Source organism: Segetibacter sp. 3557_3, assembly GCF_004354985.1.
Classification (GTDB): Bacteria; Bacteroidota; Bacteroidia; order Chitinophagales; family Chitinophagaceae; genus Segetibacter.
In genome coordinates, this window is record NZ_SMSK01000006.1 from 106,518 (window position 1) to 128,580 (window position 22,063).

At 45.3% G+C, this 22,063-nt stretch carries 16 protein-coding genes, 2 tRNA genes and 1 pseudogene; 11 read left to right on the forward strand and 8 right to left on the reverse strand.

Going from position 1 to position 22,063, the window contains the following annotated elements:
• Positions 1–114: 114 nt before the first annotated feature.
• Positions 115–1,761, reverse strand: coding sequence for an NAD(P)/FAD-dependent oxidoreductase (locus tag EXU57_RS11505; RefSeq protein ID WP_133268359.1), 1,647 nt, complete (start codon positions 1,759–1,761; stop codon positions 115–117).
• 185 nt (positions 1,762–1,946) lie between these two features.
• The gene (locus tag EXU57_RS11510; RefSeq protein ID WP_133268360.1) at positions 1,947–2,321 is read right to left on the reverse strand and encodes a DUF3127 domain-containing protein; all 375 of its coding nucleotides are present in this window, start codon (positions 2,319–2,321) and stop codon (positions 1,947–1,949) included.
• A gap of 569 nt (positions 2,322–2,890) precedes the next feature.
• On the opposite strand from EXU57_RS11510, the gene dnaA reads away from it, so the two are divergent.
• From dnaA to EXU57_RS11540, 6 genes are all read left to right on the forward strand, one after another.
• Positions 2,891–4,324, forward strand: coding sequence for a chromosomal replication initiator protein DnaA (dnaA, locus tag EXU57_RS11515; RefSeq protein WP_133268361.1), 1,434 nt, complete (start codon positions 2,891–2,893; stop codon positions 4,322–4,324).
• A gap of 170 nt (positions 4,325–4,494) precedes the next feature.
• Positions 4,495–4,583 (forward strand) — tRNA-Ser (locus EXU57_RS11520).
• 21 nt (positions 4,584–4,604) lie between these two features.
• Positions 4,605–4,679, forward strand: a tRNA-Pro gene (locus EXU57_RS11525).
• Positions 4,680–5,025: 346 nt separating this feature from the next.
• Positions 5,026–5,268, forward strand: coding sequence for a GIY-YIG nuclease family protein (locus EXU57_RS11530; protein WP_133268362.1), 243 nt, complete (start codon positions 5,026–5,028; stop codon positions 5,266–5,268).
• Positions 5,269–5,712: 444 nt separating this feature from the next.
• A complete protein-coding gene (gene fbaA / locus EXU57_RS11535; RefSeq protein ID WP_133268363.1) occupies positions 5,713–6,780 on the forward strand; it encodes a class II fructose-bisphosphate aldolase in 1,068 nt (355 codons plus the stop codon).
• Between the two features lie 331 nt (positions 6,781–7,111).
• Positions 7,112–8,002, forward strand: a complete 891-nt coding sequence (locus tag EXU57_RS11540) for an aldo/keto reductase family oxidoreductase (protein ID WP_133268364.1) — start codon at positions 7,112–7,114, stop codon at positions 8,000–8,002.
• Positions 8,003–8,046: 44 nt separating this feature from the next.
• Here EXU57_RS11540 and EXU57_RS11545 read toward each other — a convergent pair whose 3' ends face one another.
• On the reverse strand, positions 8,047–9,549 hold the full coding sequence (locus EXU57_RS11545; RefSeq protein WP_243745575.1) for a lipopolysaccharide biosynthesis protein: 1,503 nt from the start codon (positions 9,547–9,549) through the stop codon (positions 8,047–8,049).
• 82 nt (positions 9,550–9,631) lie between these two features.
• Positions 9,632–10,039: pseudogene (gene arfB, locus EXU57_RS11550) on the reverse strand (alternative ribosome rescue aminoacyl-tRNA hydrolase ArfB); the annotation flags it as partial.
• A 28-nt stretch (positions 10,040–10,067) separates the two neighbouring features.
• Between arfB and dtd the strand changes: the two are divergent.
• From dtd to EXU57_RS11570, 4 genes are all read left to right on the forward strand, one after another.
• Positions 10,068–10,520 (forward strand): D-aminoacyl-tRNA deacylase, encoded by a 453-nt coding sequence (gene dtd / locus EXU57_RS11555; protein WP_133268365.1) that lies wholly within the window; start codon positions 10,068–10,070, stop codon positions 10,518–10,520.
• Between the two features lie 3 nt (positions 10,521–10,523).
• Positions 10,524–10,847, forward strand: a complete 324-nt coding sequence (locus EXU57_RS11560; RefSeq protein ID WP_133268366.1) for a nucleotide pyrophosphohydrolase — start codon at positions 10,524–10,526, stop codon at positions 10,845–10,847.
• 301 nt (positions 10,848–11,148) lie between these two features.
• A complete protein-coding gene (locus tag EXU57_RS11565; RefSeq protein ID WP_133268367.1) occupies positions 11,149–11,394 on the forward strand; it encodes a hypothetical protein in 246 nt (81 codons plus the stop codon).
• Between the two features lie 75 nt (positions 11,395–11,469).
• Entirely contained in the window at positions 11,470–12,900 is a 1,431-nt protein-coding gene (locus EXU57_RS11570; protein WP_133268368.1) for a glycine--tRNA ligase, read from the forward strand.
• Between the two features lie 249 nt (positions 12,901–13,149).
• On the opposite strand, the gene EXU57_RS11575 is transcribed toward EXU57_RS11570, so the two are convergent.
• Both EXU57_RS11575 and EXU57_RS11580 read right to left on the reverse strand, forming a co-directional pair.
• Positions 13,150–13,551 (reverse strand): hypothetical protein, encoded by a 402-nt coding sequence (locus EXU57_RS11575; RefSeq protein ID WP_133268369.1) that lies wholly within the window; start codon positions 13,549–13,551, stop codon positions 13,150–13,152.
• Between the two features lie 12 nt (positions 13,552–13,563).
• Positions 13,564–14,292 (reverse strand): ferredoxin--NADP reductase, encoded by a 729-nt coding sequence (locus tag EXU57_RS11580; protein ID WP_133268370.1) that lies wholly within the window; start codon positions 14,290–14,292, stop codon positions 13,564–13,566.
• 216 nt (positions 14,293–14,508) lie between these two features.
• On the opposite strand from EXU57_RS11580, the gene mfd reads away from it, so the two are divergent.
• On the forward strand, positions 14,509–17,949 hold the full coding sequence (mfd, locus tag EXU57_RS11585) for a transcription-repair coupling factor (protein ID WP_133268371.1): 3,441 nt from the start codon (positions 14,509–14,511) through the stop codon (positions 17,947–17,949).
• 71 nt (positions 17,950–18,020) lie between these two features.
• Here the strand turns inward: mfd and EXU57_RS11590 are convergent, their stop codons facing one another.
• Positions 18,021–18,227, reverse strand: coding sequence for a hypothetical protein (locus EXU57_RS11590; RefSeq protein ID WP_133268372.1), 207 nt, complete (start codon positions 18,225–18,227; stop codon positions 18,021–18,023).
• Positions 18,228–18,386: 159 nt separating this feature from the next.
• The gene (gene gyrB / locus EXU57_RS11595; RefSeq protein ID WP_133268373.1) at positions 18,387–20,366 is read right to left on the reverse strand and encodes a DNA topoisomerase (ATP-hydrolyzing) subunit B; all 1,980 of its coding nucleotides are present in this window, start codon (positions 20,364–20,366) and stop codon (positions 18,387–18,389) included.
• Positions 20,367–22,063: the final 1,697 nt, after the last annotated feature.

Consider the following 22,063-nt stretch of genomic DNA (forward strand, 5'->3'; position numbering starts at 1 on the left):
GGCAATTTTCTTAACCGCGCCGGGATATAAAGAAACCCGGTTTGGCAGTCCTACTGTAGCCCATAATCCAGCATGAGCAGTTGTTTCGATGAAGTTGCCTGGACCCCGTTTTGGTCAGGCTTTACCGGTGAGTTGCAGGCATATGCTTGCTGCAACACGCTCGCCATCCATTGCAGCACTTACGATACCGCCTGCGTATCCTGCTCCTTCGCCGCAGGGATACAGGTTTTTGAGTTGGGGATGCTGCAACGTTAATTGCTCGCGCGGGATACGGACCGGCGATGATGTTCTGCTTTCTGTTGCTACAACCAGGGCATCATTGGTAAAGTACCCTTTCATTTTTTCACCAAAGGCCCTGAAACCCTGTTGCAGGCTTTTGTAGATAAATGGTGGCAAACAAGCGTTAAGATTTGCAGAATGTATCCCGGGCAAATAGCTACATGATGGCAATGATGATGAGGATTTATTATCACTGAAATCAGCCATTCGTTGTGCCGGCGCGACCATATTACCACCACCGGTCTGAAAGGCTTTTTCTTCAACCATCTGCTGAAAATACATCAGGCTAAGTGGTGAATTGATGTCACTTCCGTGGTGTTTGAGATAAGCATTGTATTCTTGGAGGCTCGTGAGGTCTTGTTGGTTTACCGTTACAACCATGCCGCTGTTTGCAAAAAAATTGTTTCGCTTACTCGGGCTCCATCCATTTACAACAAGTTCGCCCGGATTAGTAGCAGCGGGGGCAATTATCCCACCCGGGCACATGCAAAAGCTAAAGACACCTTTGTCTTTTACCTGTTGAACAAGACTGTAAGATGCAGGCGGTAAATATTCGCTACGCTTGTAACTCAACCCCTCTGCCGTAAAAGGAGAAGAGATTGTTGGCTTGCGGTTATACTGCATCTCATCGATCAATGCCTGTGGATGCTCAACACGCACACCAAGGGCAAAAGGTTTTGCTTCAATCAATATTCCTTTCGCATGTAAAAACGTAAATATGTCGCGCGCGGAATGACCTGTGGCAATGATGACTGAGTCAGCAGGATACTGATCACCATCAGCTGTTACTACGCTGGTGACTGATCCGCGATCAATCAATAAGTCGGTTACTTTCTTTTCAAAAATGAAAAGGCCGCCGCTTTCGATGATGGCATTGCGAATTGCAGTAATGATATGGGGAAGCTTGTTCGTACCAATATGGGGATGTGCCTCATACAATATTTCTTCATCAGCACCATACTGCACAAAGATGTTCAGTATGCGATTGACGTCACCGCGTTTAGTACTTCTTGTATACAGTTTACCATCACTATATGTACCTGCACCACCCTCACCAAAACAGTAGTTGCTTTCTGCATTTACGACCCCTGCTTTATTCAACGTAGCAAGATCTCTTCGCCTTGCTTTAACATCTTTTCCACGTTCTAATATTACAGGTCTTATGCCTTGTTCGATAAGGTAAAGTGCAGCAAACAATCCGGCCGGACCTGCACCCACAATAACGACACTATGCCTGGCAGAATGCACTGGCTGCAATTCAATTTTCCGTACCGTTCTTTGCTGGAAAGGTTCGTTGATAAACACGTTTAAGGTGAGATTAACCCACGCCTGTTTACCCCTTGCATCCAGAGATTGCTTAACAACAAAATAGCCGGTAATATCGGTTACAGCTTTATTAAGATGAGCAGCGATCGTTGAACTGATCACCTGCTCATCGAGTGCTTCAGAAGGTGTGAGTCGGAGTGTGACTTGCTGTTGCATTTGAAAGTGTGAACAACATCTTTCTATCGAAACGAGGAAATATTTACTTTGATGTATTACCCGTGCATGTACAACCCTGTGCTGCTGTTTCAATGTTAGGCTGAAGAGCAAGACAACAGCTTTACCAGCTGTCGCTCATCAATAGAGACTGTTTGCCCGGGCACTATGACATGGGTTTATGTTGGTTAAAATGGCAGGTCATCTACAACGTCTGAGGGAGCAATGTCGTTGTAGTTGGTGGTGTTTTGACCCTGGTCATCCTGGGACAATTTTACACTCTCCATACGCCATGCGTCGAGGTTGGTGATATAGTTCGTTTTACCGTCTTTCTCCCACTTGGTTCCTTTAAGATTGAACTGCACTTTCACTTCGTCTCCTTTGTTGAAACGGTCAGGCATTGCTGTTTTATCCTGCACGCATTGGAACTTTATGTAATTGGTGATCACACGACCGTTTATATCATCCGATTTTTCTATAACAAACTCCCGTGTTTTAAAGCTTTCCGTGCGCTGCACAATATCAAATTTCGCGACAAGTTTACCTGTGATTTCGTAAGACATCTAAAAAAAGTTTGGCTGCAAAAGTATCACTTAAAATTATCTTAAACGCAATAAGGGTACTAGACATTTCATTATATAAGTGTATTTTCATTGGAACGGCCCGCATACAATATTTTTGACAGACCACGGCAACTTTCCACGAGAGACCCCAATTCGTATCGCTACTATAAATGGAATGGTAATTGATAAAACCTATCCGGTAAATGGTTTTTGGTTGAACGCAACATATAGGTAGATTTCTTCATCATAAGAAATGAAAATTTGCTTCGATTGTCAACTATAAAGTCAGTTAACGAAGGGATGTGTTTGCTAATCAGGCCACTTTGAAAATTAGGCACTTACGAAGCTGCGAGAGCACTTTTTTCGTGCCAGAAATTACGCTTTGCTATGGATAATTATACTGGTGTTATGAGGGGAATTCCAAGCGTATAAAAAATTTTTTTTTAACCTAGAATGTTTGATATTCGCCGTCCTGCCAAATATTCTTTTACACAGCATGTGGAGAACGTAATTAGGAAAAACCGATCAGCTAACATTCATAACCTGTATAAAAAATTGTGGTGACCAATATGCCTAAAACTGCTGATATCGTTTGGAATAATTGTTTAAAGATTATTAAAGACATAGTAGAATGGCAACATTATAAAACCTGGTTCGAACCCATCAGACCCGTAGAAATAAAAGGTAATATCTTACTCATACAGGTACCCAGCCAGTTCTTTTACGAGTACCTCGAAGAGCACTACGTTAACTTACTTGCAAAAACTTTAAAGCGTGAATTAGGAAAGGATGCCAGGCTAGAATACAGGATAATGGTGGACAGTGGTAACAACAACAACAAACCACTGACAATGGACGTTCCTGCTAACAATATCAAGACCTACACCAACAACGAGATGGACTTTCCGTTGGTCATTAACAACCCGGTTAAGAATCCATTCGTTATTCCTGGTCTGAAGAAAATGCAGATCGATCCACAGCTTAATCCTATATATACTTTCGACTCTTTTATAGAAGGTGACTGTAATCGTGTAGCAAGAAGAGCAGGTAAAACTGTAGCAGAGAAGCCTGGCGCAAATTCATTTAATCCGCTGGTTGTTTATGGTGGTGTTGGCTTAGGCAAAACACACCTCGCCCAGGCCATAGGCAATGAAGTAAAAAGGCTTCATTCGAACAAGGTGGTACTGTATGTAAGTTCAGAAAAGTTTATTAACCAGTTCCAGGACCATAGTCGTAACAACGCAATCAACGACTTCATACATTTCTATCAACTCATTGATGTTTTGATCATCGACGACGTCCAGTTTTTTAACCGGGCGGAAAGAAGCCAGGATGCTTTTTTTGCCATCTTTAATCACCTGCATCAGTCGGGTAAACAACTGGTATTATCATCTGATAAACCTCCGAAAGATCTTGATGGTTTGCAGGAGCGTTTGCTTAGTCGCTTTCGCTGGGGACTAAGTGCCGATCTGCAAATGCCGGACTATGATACCCGGATTGAGATACTTGACAGGAAGATGAAGAATGATGGGCTTGACATGCCAAAGGAAGTTGTGAAATATGTTTCCTATAACATCAACAGTAATATCCGTGAACTCGAAGGTGCACTCATTTCCCTGCTTGCACAATCATCTTTGAACAAAAGGGAAATCGACCTTGAGCTTGCAAAAAAAGTATTGCGCAATTTTGTAAAGACGAGCAGTAAGGAAATCACCATTGAGACCATTCAAAAGATGGTATGCGAATATTTTGATGTTCCTTATGATAAGCTGTTGCAGAAAACCCGCAAACGTGAAATTGTACAGGCCCGCCAGATTTCAATGTACCTGGCTAAGGCTTTTACGAAAAATTCGTTGAAGACAATAGGAGAACACTTTGGTGGCCGGGATCATACCACGGTAATCCATAGCTGTCAGACCGTGAAAGATCTTATGGACACAGACAGCTTGTTCCGCGAAAACGTGATGGAACTGCAGCAAAAGGTTCAGCTGGCTGCGATGTAACTCTCTAAATAATATCTTGTAACCCTGCCAAAACCGGCGGGGTTTTTTGTGTCAACCACAGTGCTCAACGGAGAAATAATGGCGGGCTAAAAAAATATTTAAATTCATATTTGACAATTGGAAGTTAACCCTTATTTTTGCCACCCCTTAGAAAAGTAAGGGGTTTGGTTGGTGAGGTGCCTGAGTGGCCGAAAGGAACGGTTTGCTAAACCGTCGTACGGGTTAAACTGTACCGAGGGTTCGAATCCCTCCCTCACCGCTTCACCGGAAGTTATTTGTTCGGGGCGTAGCGTAGCCCGGTTATCGCGCCTGCTTTGGGAGCAGGAGGTCGCAAGTTCGAATCTTGCCGCCCCGACTAAGAGACTGTCTCACAAAGACAGCCTCTTTTTGTTTTAGCAAACGCCAGATTATCGCGTGGCGCTGCAGCGCCAAGGTCGCAAGTTTCCCCAAACCCTTGGGGACCGCCCGACTAAGAGGCTGTCTCACAAAGACAGCCTCTTTTTGTTTTAGCAAACGCCAGATTATCGCGTGGCGCCGCTGCGCCAAGGCTGCAAGTTTCCGAAATGCTTTTGGGACCGCCCCGAGTTAAGATCGTCTCAGAATTTCATGAATTTTGTATTTTAAAGCTACGCTCTACGCTCCTAATCATGAGGTTTTCGAATGCTTGATAGTGCGCAATTGAAGGCGGTAGATACATTAATATGGAATACTATATTTATATACTCTTCAGTGACTCGCTTCAACAGTTTTATACGGGAAGCACACAGGACTTAGCTAAACGTTTGAATGATCACAACAATGGCTGGAGTAAACACACCAGCAAAGGTGTGCCTTGGAAATTGGTTTACACCAAGGTCTATGAGGGTCGTACAGAAGCATTAAAGGCTGAAAACAATATCAAAAAGAGAGGTGCAAAGCGGTTCCTTGAACAAGCTACTGGGTAGCCTAAAGATTATCGCGTGGCGCTGCAGCGCCAAGGTCGCAAGTTTCCCAAATGCTTTTGGGACCGCCCCGACTAAGAGGCTGTCTCACAAAGACAGCCTCTTTTTGTTTTAGCAAACGCCGGACTCCGCGTGGCGCTGCAGCGCCAAGGTCGCAAGTTTCCCCAAACCCTTTGGGTCCTCCCCGACTCAACCTCATTCGTGACTGAAGCATTACAAACTACAGTTACCTAAATTAGATCATCACAACAACAAAGCTTAGACTTTCCAGGGATGAACTGAAATCATTTGTTCAGCGGCTTGTCGTGTTGTATTATAAGTAAATTAAACCCCGGCATAGCCGAAAGCTTCTCCGGTTTGGGGCTGATATTTCTGGTGATAAAGTTTGAGTATTCAAACTCAGCCTACGTATATTTATCTTTTTGTAATCACAACAAAAACTCATTCATGAAGAAATACAAAGCTGGTGTTGTTTTCGGTGAAGAACTGGAAGCACTTTTACAGGATGCTAAACAAAACGAATTTGCTATGCCTGCTGTGAATACGATTGGCACAAATTCGATTAACGCAACGCTTGAAACGGCAGCAAAAGTGAACTCGCCTGTGATCATCCAGTTCTCGAATAGCGGAGCTCAGTTTATAGCCGGTAAAGGAATGCCCAACGACAACCTTCAAGCAAACATCTCGGGTGCTATTTCTGGTGCGCTTCATATCCATAATGTTGCTAAGTATTATGGCGTGCCCGTTGTGCTTCATACCGATCATGCTGCGAAAAAGTGGCTGCCCTGGATCAGCGGTTTGATTGATGCCGGCGAACAGTTTTACAAAGAAAAAAATCAACCCCTGTTTAGCTCACATATGCTTGACCTTTCTGAAGAAACAGTAGAGGAAAACATTGAAACGTCTGTACAGTTCTTCAAACGGCTTCAGCCGCTGGGTATGGGTATAGAGATAGAACTTGGCGTAACGGGTGGAGAGGAAGACGGTGTAGACAACAGTGATGTAGAAAACGACAAACTATATACCCAGCCAAAAGATGTTGCGTACGCTTATGAGCACCTTCGCGAAGTAGGCAATTTGTTTACCGTTGCCGCAGCCTTTGGAAACGTACATGGTGTTTATAGCCCGGGCAACGTTGAACTACGCCCTGAGATACTAAAGAATAGCCAGGACTATATCGTGCAACATTATCAAACGGGTGAAAAGCCTCTATACTTCGTGTTTCACGGAGGTAGCGGATCACCACAACACCAGATCAGAGAAGCCATTAGTTATGGTGCAATCAAAATGAATATTGATACCGATTTACAATGGGCATTCTGGGAAGGTATCCTCAACAATTACAAAAAGAGTGAAGGCTACCTGCAAGGACAGCTTGGCAATCCTGAAGGACCGGGAAAGCCAAACAAGAAATATTATGATCCCCGGGTATGGTTGCGCAAAGGAGAAGAGACCTTTAGCAAGAGGCTCGAAGTTGCTTTCGAAGACCTCAATTGTATTAACAGGAACGCCTAGTGTTTGGTCACCAACTTTGAGCTCATACATTCAGGCAAATCGCTGCACCTGAGCCACGGTGAATAAAGTACTCACTGTACAAGGGAGTGACACAACGATGTCCACCAGTATTCCTGCTGTTGGTCCCCAAAAAATACGGGTACGGAAACACGACGATATGGCAAGCACTAAAACCCTTTAACAAGGGTTTTTTTGTTTGCCGCCGAATGATGTTTTAGCAACAACGGGAAGGCACACCGGGTTTGTTGATTTTCCAATCCGTAAACTCACCAATTAATTTTAGTTTCGTGCCCCTGAAGCAAATCAAACCAAACTTCCTAATAAGACGGCCATGCAAAAAGTATATCTGAGTGACTCCGGACCCAAAGTATCGCAAGCGATTTATGGCTTTTACCGCTGGAACGAAATGGAAAACATCAGCGACAAGATGGAGCGGATCGTAAATCTCTGTCTTGAACTTGGCATAAATACTTTTGATCATGCCGATGTTTATGGCCTGTACAACTGCGAGGCAACTTTCGGTGAATTGATACAGCGGAAATCGTTTAAACGGGAAGACATTGTTTTGTTTACCAAATGCGGCCTTAGAATGCCACACAGCAGCCAACCCGAAGTTCGGATTAAACACTACGATACGTCGAAACAACATATCCTGAATTGCGTTGATAACTCCCTGCGCAACCTGAAAACCGATTACATTGATATCTTTCTTTTAGATCACCTCGACCCGACATCGAACCTTGAAGAAACTGCACTTGCATTACTACGGTTAAAAGAAACGGGGAAAGTAAAAAATATTGGTGTAGCAAATTTCTCGGTTTTCCAGCACCAGCTCTTGTCTTCGTACCTGAAAACACCGATTGTCACCAACCATATTGAACTTAATCTCCTGAATACGGCAGCACTTGATAATGGCCAGATTGACTACATCAAACAGCGTTACATGCACCCACTTGCTTCTTCGCCATTGGCGGGTGGCCGTATTGCAAGCGGAACTGATCCGATTGCCGTGCGCGTGCGCGAAAAGCTGCAAGAAATGAGTGCTAAATACCAGGTTGACATTGAGTCGCTCGCCGTAGCCTGGATCGTGCAGATTGGTGCGCTCCCGTTAATCGGAACAACCAGCGAACAACGCATCAGGAATATAGCAGGCGCTTTCGACATCGAACTTGATAAGCAGGATTGGTACGAACTGTACAACATATCCCGGAACGAAGCTTAGGCATACAGGGTTGCCGGCACATGAACAGGACTGCGCCGGCAACTCTATCTCAGGTATTTGCCTACTATGGGTAACTTTTGAAATTCCTTTTTCTCAACAAGCAACAGGAAGGAAACATAAAGTGCCAGCAGCACGACTGCGAGAACTGTTTGAATAACCATGTTCGGGAGCAGGTAACTGATGAAGAGGTGAATGAGAAATAATACAACAACAATGATGATATAAGCGACCAACTTCTTTGTTGCATACGGAATACGGTACTCCTTTTGTCCCCATATAAAACTTAAAACCATCATTGTTCCGTAGCAAAAAAAAGTTGCCCATGCGCAGGCCATAAACCCATAACGGGGTATAAAAACAAAATTGATAATTAGCGTAACCAAAGCACCAATCAAGGTGAGGTAGGCACCAGCCCGTGTTTTGTTTCCCAGTTTGTACCAGATGCTAAGGTTGTAATACACGCCGAGGAAAATATTTGCCAGCAAGAGGATCGGCACAACAACAAGACCTCCCCAGAATTTAGGACCTACAAAGTATCGCCAAAGTGGAAGAAACAGGGCGACTACAAGAAACATCATCGTTACGGTCATCACGAAGAATTTCATCACCCTTGCGTAGGTACGCTGAGGGTTGTCGCCCTGCGCCTGTTTAAAAAAGAACGGTTCTGCACCCATACGGAACGCCTGTATGAACAGGGTGATGAGTATGGATAGTTTGTAGCAGGCGCTATAGATACCTACCTGTTCCTGCTTGAAAACTTCCGTACCCGGCACCCACCAGGATAGCATAATCCTGTCGAATGTTTCGTTAATCATTCCTCCGAGGCCGGCAATGACCAGGGGCATTGAATACACCAGCATTTCCTTCCACAACTTAGCGTCGAATTTTAGCTGTATTTCACCAATCTCCTTTAATAGTAAAAGCAGGGTAAACGCAGATTGCACAACATTGGCAACAACGATATAAGTAACCGGGTTGGTGGTACTACTGTAAAACAGACCTACCCAATGGCCGGGATCATTTGCAATAAGCTTAGGACAATAGGAAAGAAAGAATACGGTTAGCCCGATGTTGATTAAGATACCAGCTATGCGGATTACTGCAAACTTTACCGGGCGTCCTTCCTGTCGGAGCCTGGCAAAAGGTAGTGTGCTTAAGCTGTCGAATGCAATCACCAGGATGCTTAACTTAATCAGGAGGGGGTTCTCAGGCACCCCGGCAAACTTTGCCAACGACTCGTGAAAGGTCCAAAGCAGGATGGAAAATAAAATCGTTGAACACATTAAGGAGAGCGCAGCTGTACTGTAGATGTTTTGTTCGTGTTCCTTGCGTTGTGCGAACCTGAAGTAAGCGGTTTCGAAACCGTAGGTAAAAAGCACATTGAGCAAAGGAATGGCAGCATAAACAAGGCTCATCTCACCATAACTTGAAACGAGCAATACTCCCCCGGTAAGATAAGGTGTCAGCAGGTAATTGATAAATCTTGCAGCGATAGTACTTGCGCCATACCAAATCGTTTGTCCTGCTAATTTTTTTATTCCGCTCAATGGTATGGAAAATTTCGCCCAAAAATAGGAGTAAGAACCGGATGGTGACGATATAAAATGGATGGGGAAGCCGGGGTATAGTTTAGTACTGGCCCGGCCTGAACTTCTTTCGGTTTTGCTTTACATCCGATCGAAATTGTTTGCTCGCCCTAATCTTTTGTTTAACGGCCCTGGGCACTTTCGTAGCAATTCTCGCTTTCTTCCTGATCAACGCCTCGTTAACCAGGACGTTTATTTTTTCGATAACCTGTTCCTTATTGCCCAGTTGTGTCCGTTCTGTTTGGGATTTTACGAGCAACGCACCCTCCCGCGTGATCCGGTTTGCAAGCCGTTCGGCCAGTATTGCCTTTTGTTCTGCTGTTACCAGTTGCGATTCGGCAATGAGCCAACGCCCTTCCACCATTGTTTCAACCTTGTTTACATTTTGCCCGCCACTGCCGCCGCTACGCGCCGTGCTAAAAGTGATTTCGGGGTAAACATTTATCTTCATCATCATATATAAACGGCAAACTTAATTCATGAGAGCAGTAATACAACGGGTAACCGGAGCCTCGGTTGTGGTGGATGACAGGAATACCGGCAAGATCGAGTCGGGACTGCTGATTCTCGCGGGCTTTGAAGACGCTGATGCACCGGAAGACCTTCAGTGGCTCTCCGGCAAACTGGTGAACCTAAGAGTTTTTAACGATCCCGAAGGCGTGATGAACCTTAGCGTGAAAGATACCGGAGGGGACATCCTGGTGGTGAGCCAGTTTACGTTGCATGCCAGCACGAAAAAAGGCAACAGGCCATCTTACATTCGCGCCTCGAAGCCTGATGTGGCTATCCCTCTTTACGAGGCATTCCTGAAGCAAGTTGAGCAGGACCTGGGAAAACCGGTACAAACAGGAGTCTTTGGTGCCGACATGAAGGTGAGCCTGCTTAACGACGGCCCGGTAACCATTGTAATAGACACAAAAAACAAAGAATAAGGTATGACACTTCAACAGGCACAAGCAGATGTGGACAACTGGATTAAGACCGTTGGCGTACGGTACTTTAGTGAGCTGACAAATCTTGGCATCCTCATGGAAGAAGTAGGGGAATTAAGCCGGATTATGGTTCGAAAATATGGGGAGCAATCTTTTAAAGCGAATGAGTCCGACAGAGAACCGGGCGATGAGATGGCAGACGTGCTATGGGTGCTGATTTGTTTAGCCAACCAAACAGGGGTAGACCTTACAGCTGCCCTCGAAAAGAATTTTGAAAAGAAAACCAACCGGGATAAAGACCGGCACGTACAGAACAAAAAGCTATAAACAGAAACTAACCACTGCATGGTTTATTTTAGCTACAGGTGGCATTTTAAAGAATGTGCCCTTCAACACACAGGCAAACACCCTCGCGGGAACCCCACCAGGTTCTTATATCTTTATAGTCAGCACATTATGTGGACAATTATATTAGATAATGCGTAATTGCATTACATTTGCGATAGATTACAATAACGTAGAAATACGATGGTCCGGGTTGAGTAACAGGTATTTATACCTTAAATGCAACTATTTGATACCCTTTAACATCAATAAGCCAGTTACCTAATATCCTTAAAAAACCCGGATGACTCTTCAAACTTTTCAACTGTTGTTTCAACTTGTTGCCCCGCTGTTTATTGGCATCATCATCGGCCTCGTTTTCAGGGCTACGTTTACAAAAAAATTGCAGCACAAGGTTCGCGATTACCGCAAGCAGATTATTCAATGCCAATCTGATCTCATTAGAAAAGAACACGAGTTCGAAATGTTGCAACAGCAATTGCACGACTCGGAGGAAAGACTAAGAAATCAACGTCTTTTCCTTAATTAGCGCTTTCATTTCTTCCTTTTCTCTCCTGCGGGTGATTTTAAATTACCCCGTTTTTCCTGTAGGTTTGCCGGCATTATGACGACAAACGAGAATAAGTTCCAGGCCATTATTTCGCATGCCAAAGAATATGGTTTTGTATTTCAAAGCAGCGAAATCTACGATGGCTTAAGTGCCGTGTACGACTATGGCCCATACGGAAGCGAACTCAAAAAAAACATCCGCGACCATTGGTGGAAATCGATGACCCAGATGCACGAAAATATTGTTGGCATAGATGCCGCAATCTTCATGCACCCGTTAACCTGGAAAGCCAGTGGGCACGTTGATAACTTCAGCGATCCCATGATCGACAACAGGGACAGCAACAAACGTTACCGGGTTGATCACCTGATTGAAGGTTATGCAGCTACCCTTACTGAAAGCCAATCAGAAGAAATTCTCGGGCGTATGGATCGCCTGCTCGCGGCCGAAGACTTTTCCGGTTTGAAGTTACTGATTGAGGAACACAAGATAAAGTGCGGGGTAAGCAATACCTGCAACTGGACAGATGTTAGGCAATTCAACCTGATGTTCAGCACCCAGGTTGGAAGTATAGCTGAAGAATCAGATACCATTTATCTCCGACCAGAAACCGCGCAAGGTATTTTTGTAAACTTTCTAAACGTACAAAAAACTGCCCGGCAAAAGATTCCGTTTGGTATAGCCCAAACCGGTAAAGCGTTCCGGAATGAAATCGTGGCCCGCCAGTTTATCTTCAGGATGCGCGAGTTTGAACAAATGGAAATGCAGTTTTTTGTTCGACCCGGCACACAAATGGAATGGTACGACTACTGGAAAAAAGCACGGCTCGAATGGCACCTGAGTTTTGGTATATCGCGCGATAAGTACCGCTACCACGATCATGTGAAACTTGCCCACTACGCCGATGCCGCCCTGGATATAGAGTATGAATTTCCATTCGGGTTCAAAGAAGTTGAGGGGATACATTCCCGAACCGACTTTGACCTCAAGAACCACCAGCTGCTGAGCGGAAAAAAGCAACAATATTTCGACAATGAACTTAACCAGAACTACATTCCCTATGTGGTCGAAACTTCGATTGGCCTGGACCGGATGTTCCTGTTGATTCTAAGTGAGAGTTACGAGGAAGAAACACTAACAAAAGAGGACGGCAGCACAGATAGCAGGGTAGTTATGCATATTCCGGCTAAGATTGCGCCGGTAAAACTTGCTATACTTCCCCTTACGAAAAAAGACGGTTTACCAGATATTGCAAGGGAGATCATGGATGGTTGTAAATCGCACTTCCGTTGCTTTTACGAAGAAAAAGACACCATTGGAAAACGTTACCGCAGGCAAGATGCGGTAGGAACTCCGTTCTGCATTACAATCGACTACCAAACTAAAGAAGACCAAACTGTCACCATTCGTCACCGGGACAGCATGCTCCAGGAACGAATTCACATCGATAATATAAAGTCCATTGTACTGGACGCAATCAGTTAAACTTGTTTTATATAACGAAAGCGGCTGCCTCCCGGCAGCCGCTTTCGTTATATTTTATTTGGGCTAATGTTCGCAAGAGGTTATATAGGCTGACATCGTAATTTCTGTTCCAGCCGAAACCATAATTGCGCAAGTAACGTCAACATGAATTGCTTCGATGTATCACGCACCAGTTGATATATGTGTTAGTGCCCGGCTTGTGCAGCAACTAAGGTGCTTCTTTCCTGGTGTTGAATTGCAGCGGTGGTGTTATGGGTTAACCTGCCGTGGATGCCTGCTTCCGGAACTTTTTCGCCTGCGCCGCTTCCGGAGCGAGGGATCTGCACTCGTCAGGAAGTAGATGGCCAGTCCGACATAAAGCACCCCGGCAAGCAAAATCATGAGCTTCATAAGGCTATCATCGTCTTCGATGGGCACCTTCGATGCATAGAAAAATGCAATGGCCTGGAGTAGAAAAAAAAGCAGGCTGATCTTGGTACTAAGTTTATCGAGCACGTTTGTTAAAACAGCAACAACGATGAACACGCAGCCCATCCCAATATAGAGCTTCATCAAATCGAACAACCTGTTTTCGTAGAATAGGAAAGCAAGCATAATGGTGAGCAAACCACCAAGTAACTGCGACAAAATCTTCAAATGCTGTTTACTCATTCCAAATACAGTTTATCCGTAAAGTTCAAGATGAATGTCCTTGCGGTCGTAACCCAATTCAAGTATCCGCTGTTTGGCTTCATTGATCATTTCCTTCCAACCACAAAGATAGAAGTAAGCGGGCCGTTTTTCTGTCTCAAGTATCTGCTGGTATAAGCTATGCACATAACCGCTCCGCACGAGTGGATTTTCTGCCGGCTCCCGTGAAAAGGTAGGCAGGTAATTGAAGCCCGGTAGATCCTCTTCCAATGCCTTCAATTCAGGTCCATATAAACAATCGCAAACATACCGGCAACCGAAAAGGAGGTAAAGATTCCGGTGCGGGATATTGTACCGGTGTATGTGCTGCACCATACTTCTGAAAGGAGCTATACCCGTACCTGTGCAAATCAGGAAGATGTCGCGATCAAGGTTTTCCGGCAGCACAAAAACACCTTGCGGCCCTCGCAATAACAGTTCCGATCCCTCCATGATTTCGTCGAACAGGTATGCCGTTCCAAGCCCACCTTCGAGCCTTACGATGATCAGTTCAAAGGAATTTGTTCCATCGGGCGACGAAGCAATGGAATAACTTCTCCATCGCTTGTTCTTCTTTTCATGTATGGGAAGATCCAGTGTTACAAACTGCCCTGGTTTAAAATCGAAGCTTATAAGGTCCGGAACTTCAATCCAAAACCTGCGTGTTGAAGGCGTTTCATTGATAATCTTTGTTACAATACCGGTTCGCCAGGGTTCGGCCATGCTTATAATTTTTTACAAAATACAAATAAGTGTTTGCATGGTAACAGATAAAAACCAAGGTCAACAGTTCAGGGTCATACACTTGCATTTACCACGGCGTGGGTCGGCAGAGGTTTAGGGAAAGCCTAAAGAAACTGACTGATCATTCTTGATGTTTAGCATTTATCTTTGCACCCCTTGTGAAGCCAACGGGCAGCAGGAGTACGGCGAGAGCAGATGAACCTACAGCATTTAACCGACAAATTCCGAAAAGATCCCCGGGTTTTTCAACTCGCGGGCAGGCTTCTTATGTCTGCACCGCAGAAGGTGCAACTTAAAAATCTTCATGGCAGCAGCAGCCAGTTTATTGTAAACGCCATCTTTAATACCGGCTCCACTGCTTCGCTTAATCACCTGGTTATTCTAAATGATGCTGAAGAAGCAGCATACTTCCACAATACCCTCGAGAGCCTTACTGACGCGCTCGACCTTTTTTACTTCCCTTCCTCTTTTAAAAACCGCAAGAACTTCAGGCTGCTTAACAGCAGTCATGTTATGCTGCGTACAGAGGCGCTAATGAAGCTATCTGTTGGAGGTAATAAGAAAATCATTGTCACCCATCCTGAAGCTTTATTCGAAAAGGTGGTATTGGCAAAGACGCTCTCAGGAAACATCATACAGCTTAAGACAAACGACACCATCAACCTTGATGGGCTCATGGAATTGTTTGTTATGTATGGGTTCCAGCGGACCGACTTTGTTTACGAGCCGGGCCAGTTTGCGCTTCGCGGAGGTATACTCGATATCTATTCTTTTGGCAATGAAAAGCCTTACCGGGTTGAACTATTTGGAAACGATGTTGACAGCATTCGCATATTTGACCCGGAAACCCAGCTTAGCGAACGAAAACTATTGCAGGTAAACATCATACCGAATGTAGAAACCCAGTTTGAAGGCGAAAACAAGGTATCCCTGCTTGAATTTCTTCCAGCCAATACCGTCACCTGGATTGAAGACTGGCAATTTGCAAAAGAACGAATTGAAGTACAGGAAGAGGACCTTGAGTTCTTCCTTGAACTGCAGAAAGAGTCGAGAACCCGGAATGACGAAGAAGACGACGAAGACAAGGTGCTCAAGAATGTGCAGGTGAGCGATTTTGTATCTGCAAAAACGTTGGAACAGCAGCTTGCCGAAAAACACATTGTTGAATTTGGTCACCGGTTCTATTTTCAGCAGGGTGCCCAGTCGAGTGAAGATGTGCTGCAGCTAAACTTCCAAACAAAAGAGCAACCGTCGTTCAACCGCCAGTTCGACCTTTTAATACGCGACCTGAAGCAATGGGAAAGCAAAGGCTTTGATCTCTACATCTTCGCCGAAAACCCAAAACAGCTTGAACGCTTACACAGCATCTTCGAGGACCTTAAGGCAGAAGTTCACTTCACCCCGCTTGCAAATGATATTCACAGGGGATTTATTGATGAGGAACTTAAAGTGGTTTGTTATACGGACCACCAGGTGTTTCAGCGTTACCACAAATACAAGGTAAAACAAGCCTACAATAAGAACAAGGCACTTACCCTACGTACGTTGCGGGAACTGCAACCAGGCGACTATGTTACCCATATCGATCACGGGGTAGGTACCTATAGCGGGCTGCAAAAAATTGAAGTAAATGGCCGGCTGCAGGAAGCCGTCAGGATCATCTACAAAGACAACGATATCCTGTACGTTAACATCAACTCGCTGCATAAAATCAGCAAGTACACCGGTAAGGAAGGGAGCATACCAAAGATCAATAAGATCGGCAGCGATGCCTGGAATAAATTAAAAGAAAAAACCAAAACAAGGGTTAAGGAAATTGCCTTCGACCTGATACAATTATACGCAGAAAGAAAGGCTCAACAGGGTTTTGCCCACTCACCGGATACCTACCTTCAAACAGAATTAGAGGCGAGCTTTATCTATGAGGATACGCCGGACCAGAGCAAGGCTACAAGCGACGTAAAAAAAGATATGGAGAGCCCTTCGCCAATGGATCGGTTGGTTTGCGGAGACGTGGGCTTCGGAAAAACGGAAGTAGCAATTCGTGCTGCTTTTAAATCCTGCATCGATGGCAAACAAGCTGCCGTGCTTGTGCCAACTACGATTTTGGCTTTTCAGCATTACAAAACTTTCAGCGAACGTCTGAAAGACTTTCCCGTAACAGTTGACTATATCAACCGGTTTAAATCTACAAAGGATAAAAAAGATACCCTGAAACGGCTGGAGGAAGGCAAGGTCGACATCATCATTGGCACACACTCGCTGCTGGGAAAAGAAGTTCAATTTAAGAACCTGGGCATAATGGTGATTGATGAAGAACAAAAATTTGGTGTGGGCGCAAAGGAGAAATTAAAAACCCTCAAGACAAACGTTGATTGCCTTACGCTTACTGCAACACCAATTCCGCGCACATTGCAGTTCAGCCTGATGGGTGCCCGCGACCTTAGCATCATCAATACTCCGCCACCTAACCGCCAACCTATACAAACAGAAGTAATGGTGTTTAATCAGGACGCCATTCGCGATGCGATTTATTATGAAACAGAAAGGGGTGGACAGGTGTTTTTTATTCACAACCGGGTGCAGGGGCTTGGTGAGATGGCCGGCCTGATCCAGGGACTCTGCCCGGACCTCTCCATTGGTTTTGCGCATGGCCAGCTTGAAGGTCATGAGTTGGAAGAGCGCATTCTGGATTTTATTGAAAAGAAATATGATGTATTGGTTTGTACCAACATCGTGGAAAGCGGTGTTGATATTGCCAACGTAAACACGATTATCATCAATAACGCTCATCACTTTGGTTTAAGCGATCTGCACCAGCTTCGCGGGCGGGTCGGCAGAAGTAATCGCAAAGCTTTTTGTTACCTGCTGGCTCCCCCCATCAGTACACTTCCAAGCGATAGCCGTAAACGTTTACAAACACTCGAGCAACATAGCGAGCTGGGGAGTGGATTCCAGATTGCGATGCGCGACCTCGACATTCGTGGCGCGGGCAATATGCTGGGTGGTGAACAAAGCGGCTTTATGGCCGAGATTGGCTTCGAGATGTACCAGAAAATCCTGGACGAAGCCATTCGCGAACTCAAGCGAAGCAAGTTCAAAGAACTGTTTAAAGAAGAGATACAGAAACAAGACGACTTCGTAACCGATTGTACCATCGATACCGACCTTGAGATCCTGATCCCGGACAGCTATGTAGACAGCATTACGGAAAGGCTCTCGCTTTATACCAGGCTTGACAACTGCGAAAATGAACAGGAACTGCAGGATTTCCAGGCTGAACTACTCGACCGTTTTGGTCCGCTTCCGGAGCCCGTGCTCGACCTGTTTACCACGGTACGCTGCCGCAAACTGGCAGTAGGTATTGGGTTCGAAAAAATGAGTTTGAAAGACGATACGCTACGCTGCTATTTCATCAATCGGCCCGACTCACCATACTTTGAGTCGGAGTTGTTTAAAAACGTGTTGGGATACCTGCAAACAGGTACCAACAAAGCCAGGTTAAAGCAGGTAGGTAAAATGTTCTTACTGGTGGTCGACGATATTAAAAGCATGGAGTCTATGCTCCGCTTTTTAACACGGATGCACGAGGCGGTGGTTATACCGGCTCCCCTACCCGCCCCTGTCCATTCTTAAGTTTGGCACCTGTTTAGGGATATAAAAAAACCCCGCGCTTGCGAGGTTTTTTATGTGTTATTCAAGATGTATTAGAATCCTTTTGAAGCTACACCGTCTTCAATCGCCTGTAATGCCTTTGCTTCACTTAAGATAGCAGCCATTTTATTTCCTTTACCATCGTTGCCACCAGCCATATAGCCGCCTTTTGCTGTTCTTGTAATCACAGCATCGTGCATCGGAACGTCTTTCTCTTTCGTTTTAAGACAATATGCCCGCAGCATTTTTGAAGTATCCATGTTGAAATGATTTTAAATCGTAAGTAAATAACATCCCTGACCTGGCGCAAGCTACAACAAAAGCAGGTAATCAAGCTTTTACCAGCGCCGGCGGGTATTTTGCCGTTTTAAAACCAATTCAATTTTAAACAGGTGGCGCCACGCTAAGCAGTGTTCTGTTTAAACGTCAATCTTTGCGTACTTCGCGTGACTCTCAATAAATTCTCTTCTCGGTGCTACCTCATCGCCCATGAGCATGCTAAAAACACGATCACTTTCTGCGAGACTTTCAATGGTTACCCGCTTCAGTGTACGACGTGATGGATCCATTGTGGTCTCCCATAATTGCTCAGAGTTCATTTCACCCAGTCCTTTGTAGCGCTGGATCGTTACGCTGTCATCTTTACCACCACCAAGTTTCTCCACCCACAACTTCCGCTGCTCTTCGCTATAGGCATATTCCTGTTCTTTGCCTTTCTTTACCAGGTAAAGCGGCGGCTGCGCAATGTATACATAACCCGCTTCCACCAATTCTTTCATGTAGCGGAAAATAAACGTCAGGATCAATGTCGCGATGTGGCTGCCATCCACATCGGCATCCGTCATAATGATGAGCTTGTGATAGCGAAGTTTGGTAAGGTTCAACTGCTTTGGATCTTCCGGGGTTCCAACGGTAACGCCAAGGGCGGTATACATATTCCGGATTTCCTCATTTTCGTAAATCTTGTGCTCCATTGCCTTTTCCACGTTGAGGATTTTACCACGCAAGGGCAATATGGCCTGGAAACTCCTTTCCCTACCCTGCTTGGCTGTACCACCAGCGGAATCACCCTCTACCAGGTACAATTCTGTTTTCGTTGGGTCACGCTCAGAGCAGTCCGCCAGTTTACCGGGTAAACCGCCGCCACTTAAAACCGTTTTCCGCTGAACCATTTCCCGGGCCTTTTTAGCCGCAACCCTCGCCTGCGCAGCAAGAACGATCTTGGAGATTACATTTTTCGCTTCACGCGGATTTTCCTCAAGGTAATGCTCAAGTGCACGGGCAACCGTGGTTTGCACGATACCGCTTACCTCGCTGTTACCAAGCTTGGTTTTGGTTTGTCCTTCAAACTGTGGTTCAGGAACCTTAACCGAAATAATGGCACTTAAGCCTTCGCGAAAGTCATCTCCTTCTACCACAACTTTGGCGCGTTCAAACAGGCCGTTTTTGTCGCCATAGGTTTTAAACACCCGGGTAAGTGCCTGCCGGAAACCGGTAACGTGGGTACCTCCCTCAATGGTGTTAATGTTATTAACGTACGAAAAAATGTGCTCCTTAAAGTCGTCGTTATAGGTCATGGCAACCTCAACAGCAACGTTACTGGCTTCATCATGTCCCTCAACAAAAAGGGTTGTCGGGATCAGCGGGGTACGCCGGCCGTTTTTGTCGAGCATTTCTACAAACTCTACAATACCGCCCTCGCTGTAAAACACTTTAGAATAAGGTTTACCGTCGTCATCTTTTTCACGTAGATCCGTCAGGTTGATGGTGATCTTCCTGTTCAGGTAAGCCAGTTCCCGAAGACGACCCTCGAGGATGTCCTTGTTGTATTCGGAAACAATAAAAATGCTGTAATCAGGCCAAAAGCGAACCGTTGTTCCGGTTGTTGAAGATGTTCCGATTTCCCGAACGGGGTACTCAGGAACACCACAGTGGTACTCCTGTTCAAATATTTTTCCTTCGCGGTGAACCGTTACGTGTAGGGTGGTACTCAGTGCATTAACGCAACTTACCCCTACCCCGTGTAAGCCACCACTTACTTTATACGTGTTTTTATCAAATTTTCCACCCGCGTGTAATACGGTCATCACCACCTCGAGCGCACTACGGTTTTCCTTAGTATGAATGGCGGTGGGGATACCACGTCCATCATCACTTACACTGATCGAATTGTCCTCGTGGATGGTTACATTAATGTTTTTACAATAGCCGGCAAGCGCCTCATCAATACTGTTATCAACCACCTCGTACACCAGGTGATGCAGCCCTTTAACACCCACGTCACCGATATACATTGCAGGCCGTTTTCTTACTGCTTCCAGGCCCTCAAGAACCTGGATGCTATCGGCACCATAATTTTTGTTTTGATCTGCGGCGGTTACTAAAGTTGTTTCACTCATAAATGCTTGATTATCCCTTCTTTTATTGATTTTGAGAAGGTTTGCGAAGGTACAAAAAATAAGGTATTTTTCCCAGTAAAATAGCTGCTGTAAACACATATCAGTGTTAAAACATTAAGCCCCTTTTAGGGGGTTTTGGGACCAGCTTTTTACCATGTGGCGACAGTGGTTGCGACGCTACGTTTGACAGCAACAAGTAGCTGGGCGAATAAACGAATTCTGTAGGTAAGAGATGGGGTGATGTTTTTGTCATTCCAACGAAGGAGGAGTCTTGGGGGAGATGAGTTTTCTTATCGTCATTGCGAACGTAGTGAAGCAATCCCATGTTGTAGCATGGCAAGTTAAATCCCAGCAGCCCACCCAACCACACGCTTGCTTGTCGTCATTGCGAACGCAGTGAAGCAATCCCATGTTATAGCATGGCAAGTTAAATCCCAGCAGCCCACCCAACCAAACACTTGCTTGTCGTCATTGCGAACGTAGTGAAGCAATCCCATGTTGTAGCATCGCAAGTTCAATCCCAGCAACCGCCCAACCAAACACTTGCTTATCGTCATTGCGAACAGGGTGAAGCAATCCCAAGTTGTAGCATCGCAAGCACAATCTTCGCAACCATCCAACCCAACACTTGTTTATCGTCATTGCGAACAGGGTGAAGCAATCCCCCCTTGTAGCATCGCAAGTTCAATCCCAGCAACCGCCCAACCACACCTTTCCGTATCGTCATTGCGAACAGGGTGAAGCAATCCCAAGTTGTAGCATCGTAAATTCAATCCCAGCAGCCCACCCAACCCAACACTTGCTTATCGTCATTGCGAACAGGGTGAAGCAATCCCATGTTATATATCGTAAATTCAATCCCAGCAGCCCACCCAATCAAACGCTTGCTTGTCGTCATTGCGAACGCAGTGAAGCAATCCCAAGTTGTAGCATCGCCAGCACAATCTTCGCAACCACACGCTTGCTTATCGTCATTGCGAACAGGGCAGGCAATTACATGTGAGCATCGCTCAGTGCATTATGAATGGAAGAGACGATTTTCAGAAATGCGTTTCCCAAATGCATTCACCATTCATCATCAAAAACCGTTTGCTACTTTCGACAAGAGGACACTTGATCTAAGGGCATGTTCGCGACAACTAACAAGAGATTGCTTCACTGCGTTGGCAATGACGATCCAACTACAGACACGTTCGCGACAACTAACAAGAGATTGCTTCACTGCGTTCGCAATGACGATCCAACTACAGACCCATTCGCGACAACTAACAAGGGATTGCTTCACTGCGTTCGCAATGACGATCCAACTACCATGATGTTCGCGACAGCTAACAAGAGATTGCTTCACTACGTTCGCAAATGACGAACTGACTCCAGAAACGTTCACAACAACTAACAAGAGATTGCTTCACTACGTTCGCAAATGACGAACTGACTCCAGAAACGTTCACAACAACTAACAGGAGATTGCTTCAGTACGCTGCCTCTGACGATCCAACTACCCGACACGTTAGCGACAGCTAACAAGGGATTGCTTCGCTGCCTTCGCAATGACGATCCAAATCCATAAGCGTTCGCGACAACTAAAAGGAGATTGCTTCACTACGTTCGCAAGGACGATCCAACTACCCGATACGTTCGCGACAGCTAACAAGAGATTGCTTCACTACGTTCGCAAATGACGAACTGACTCCAGA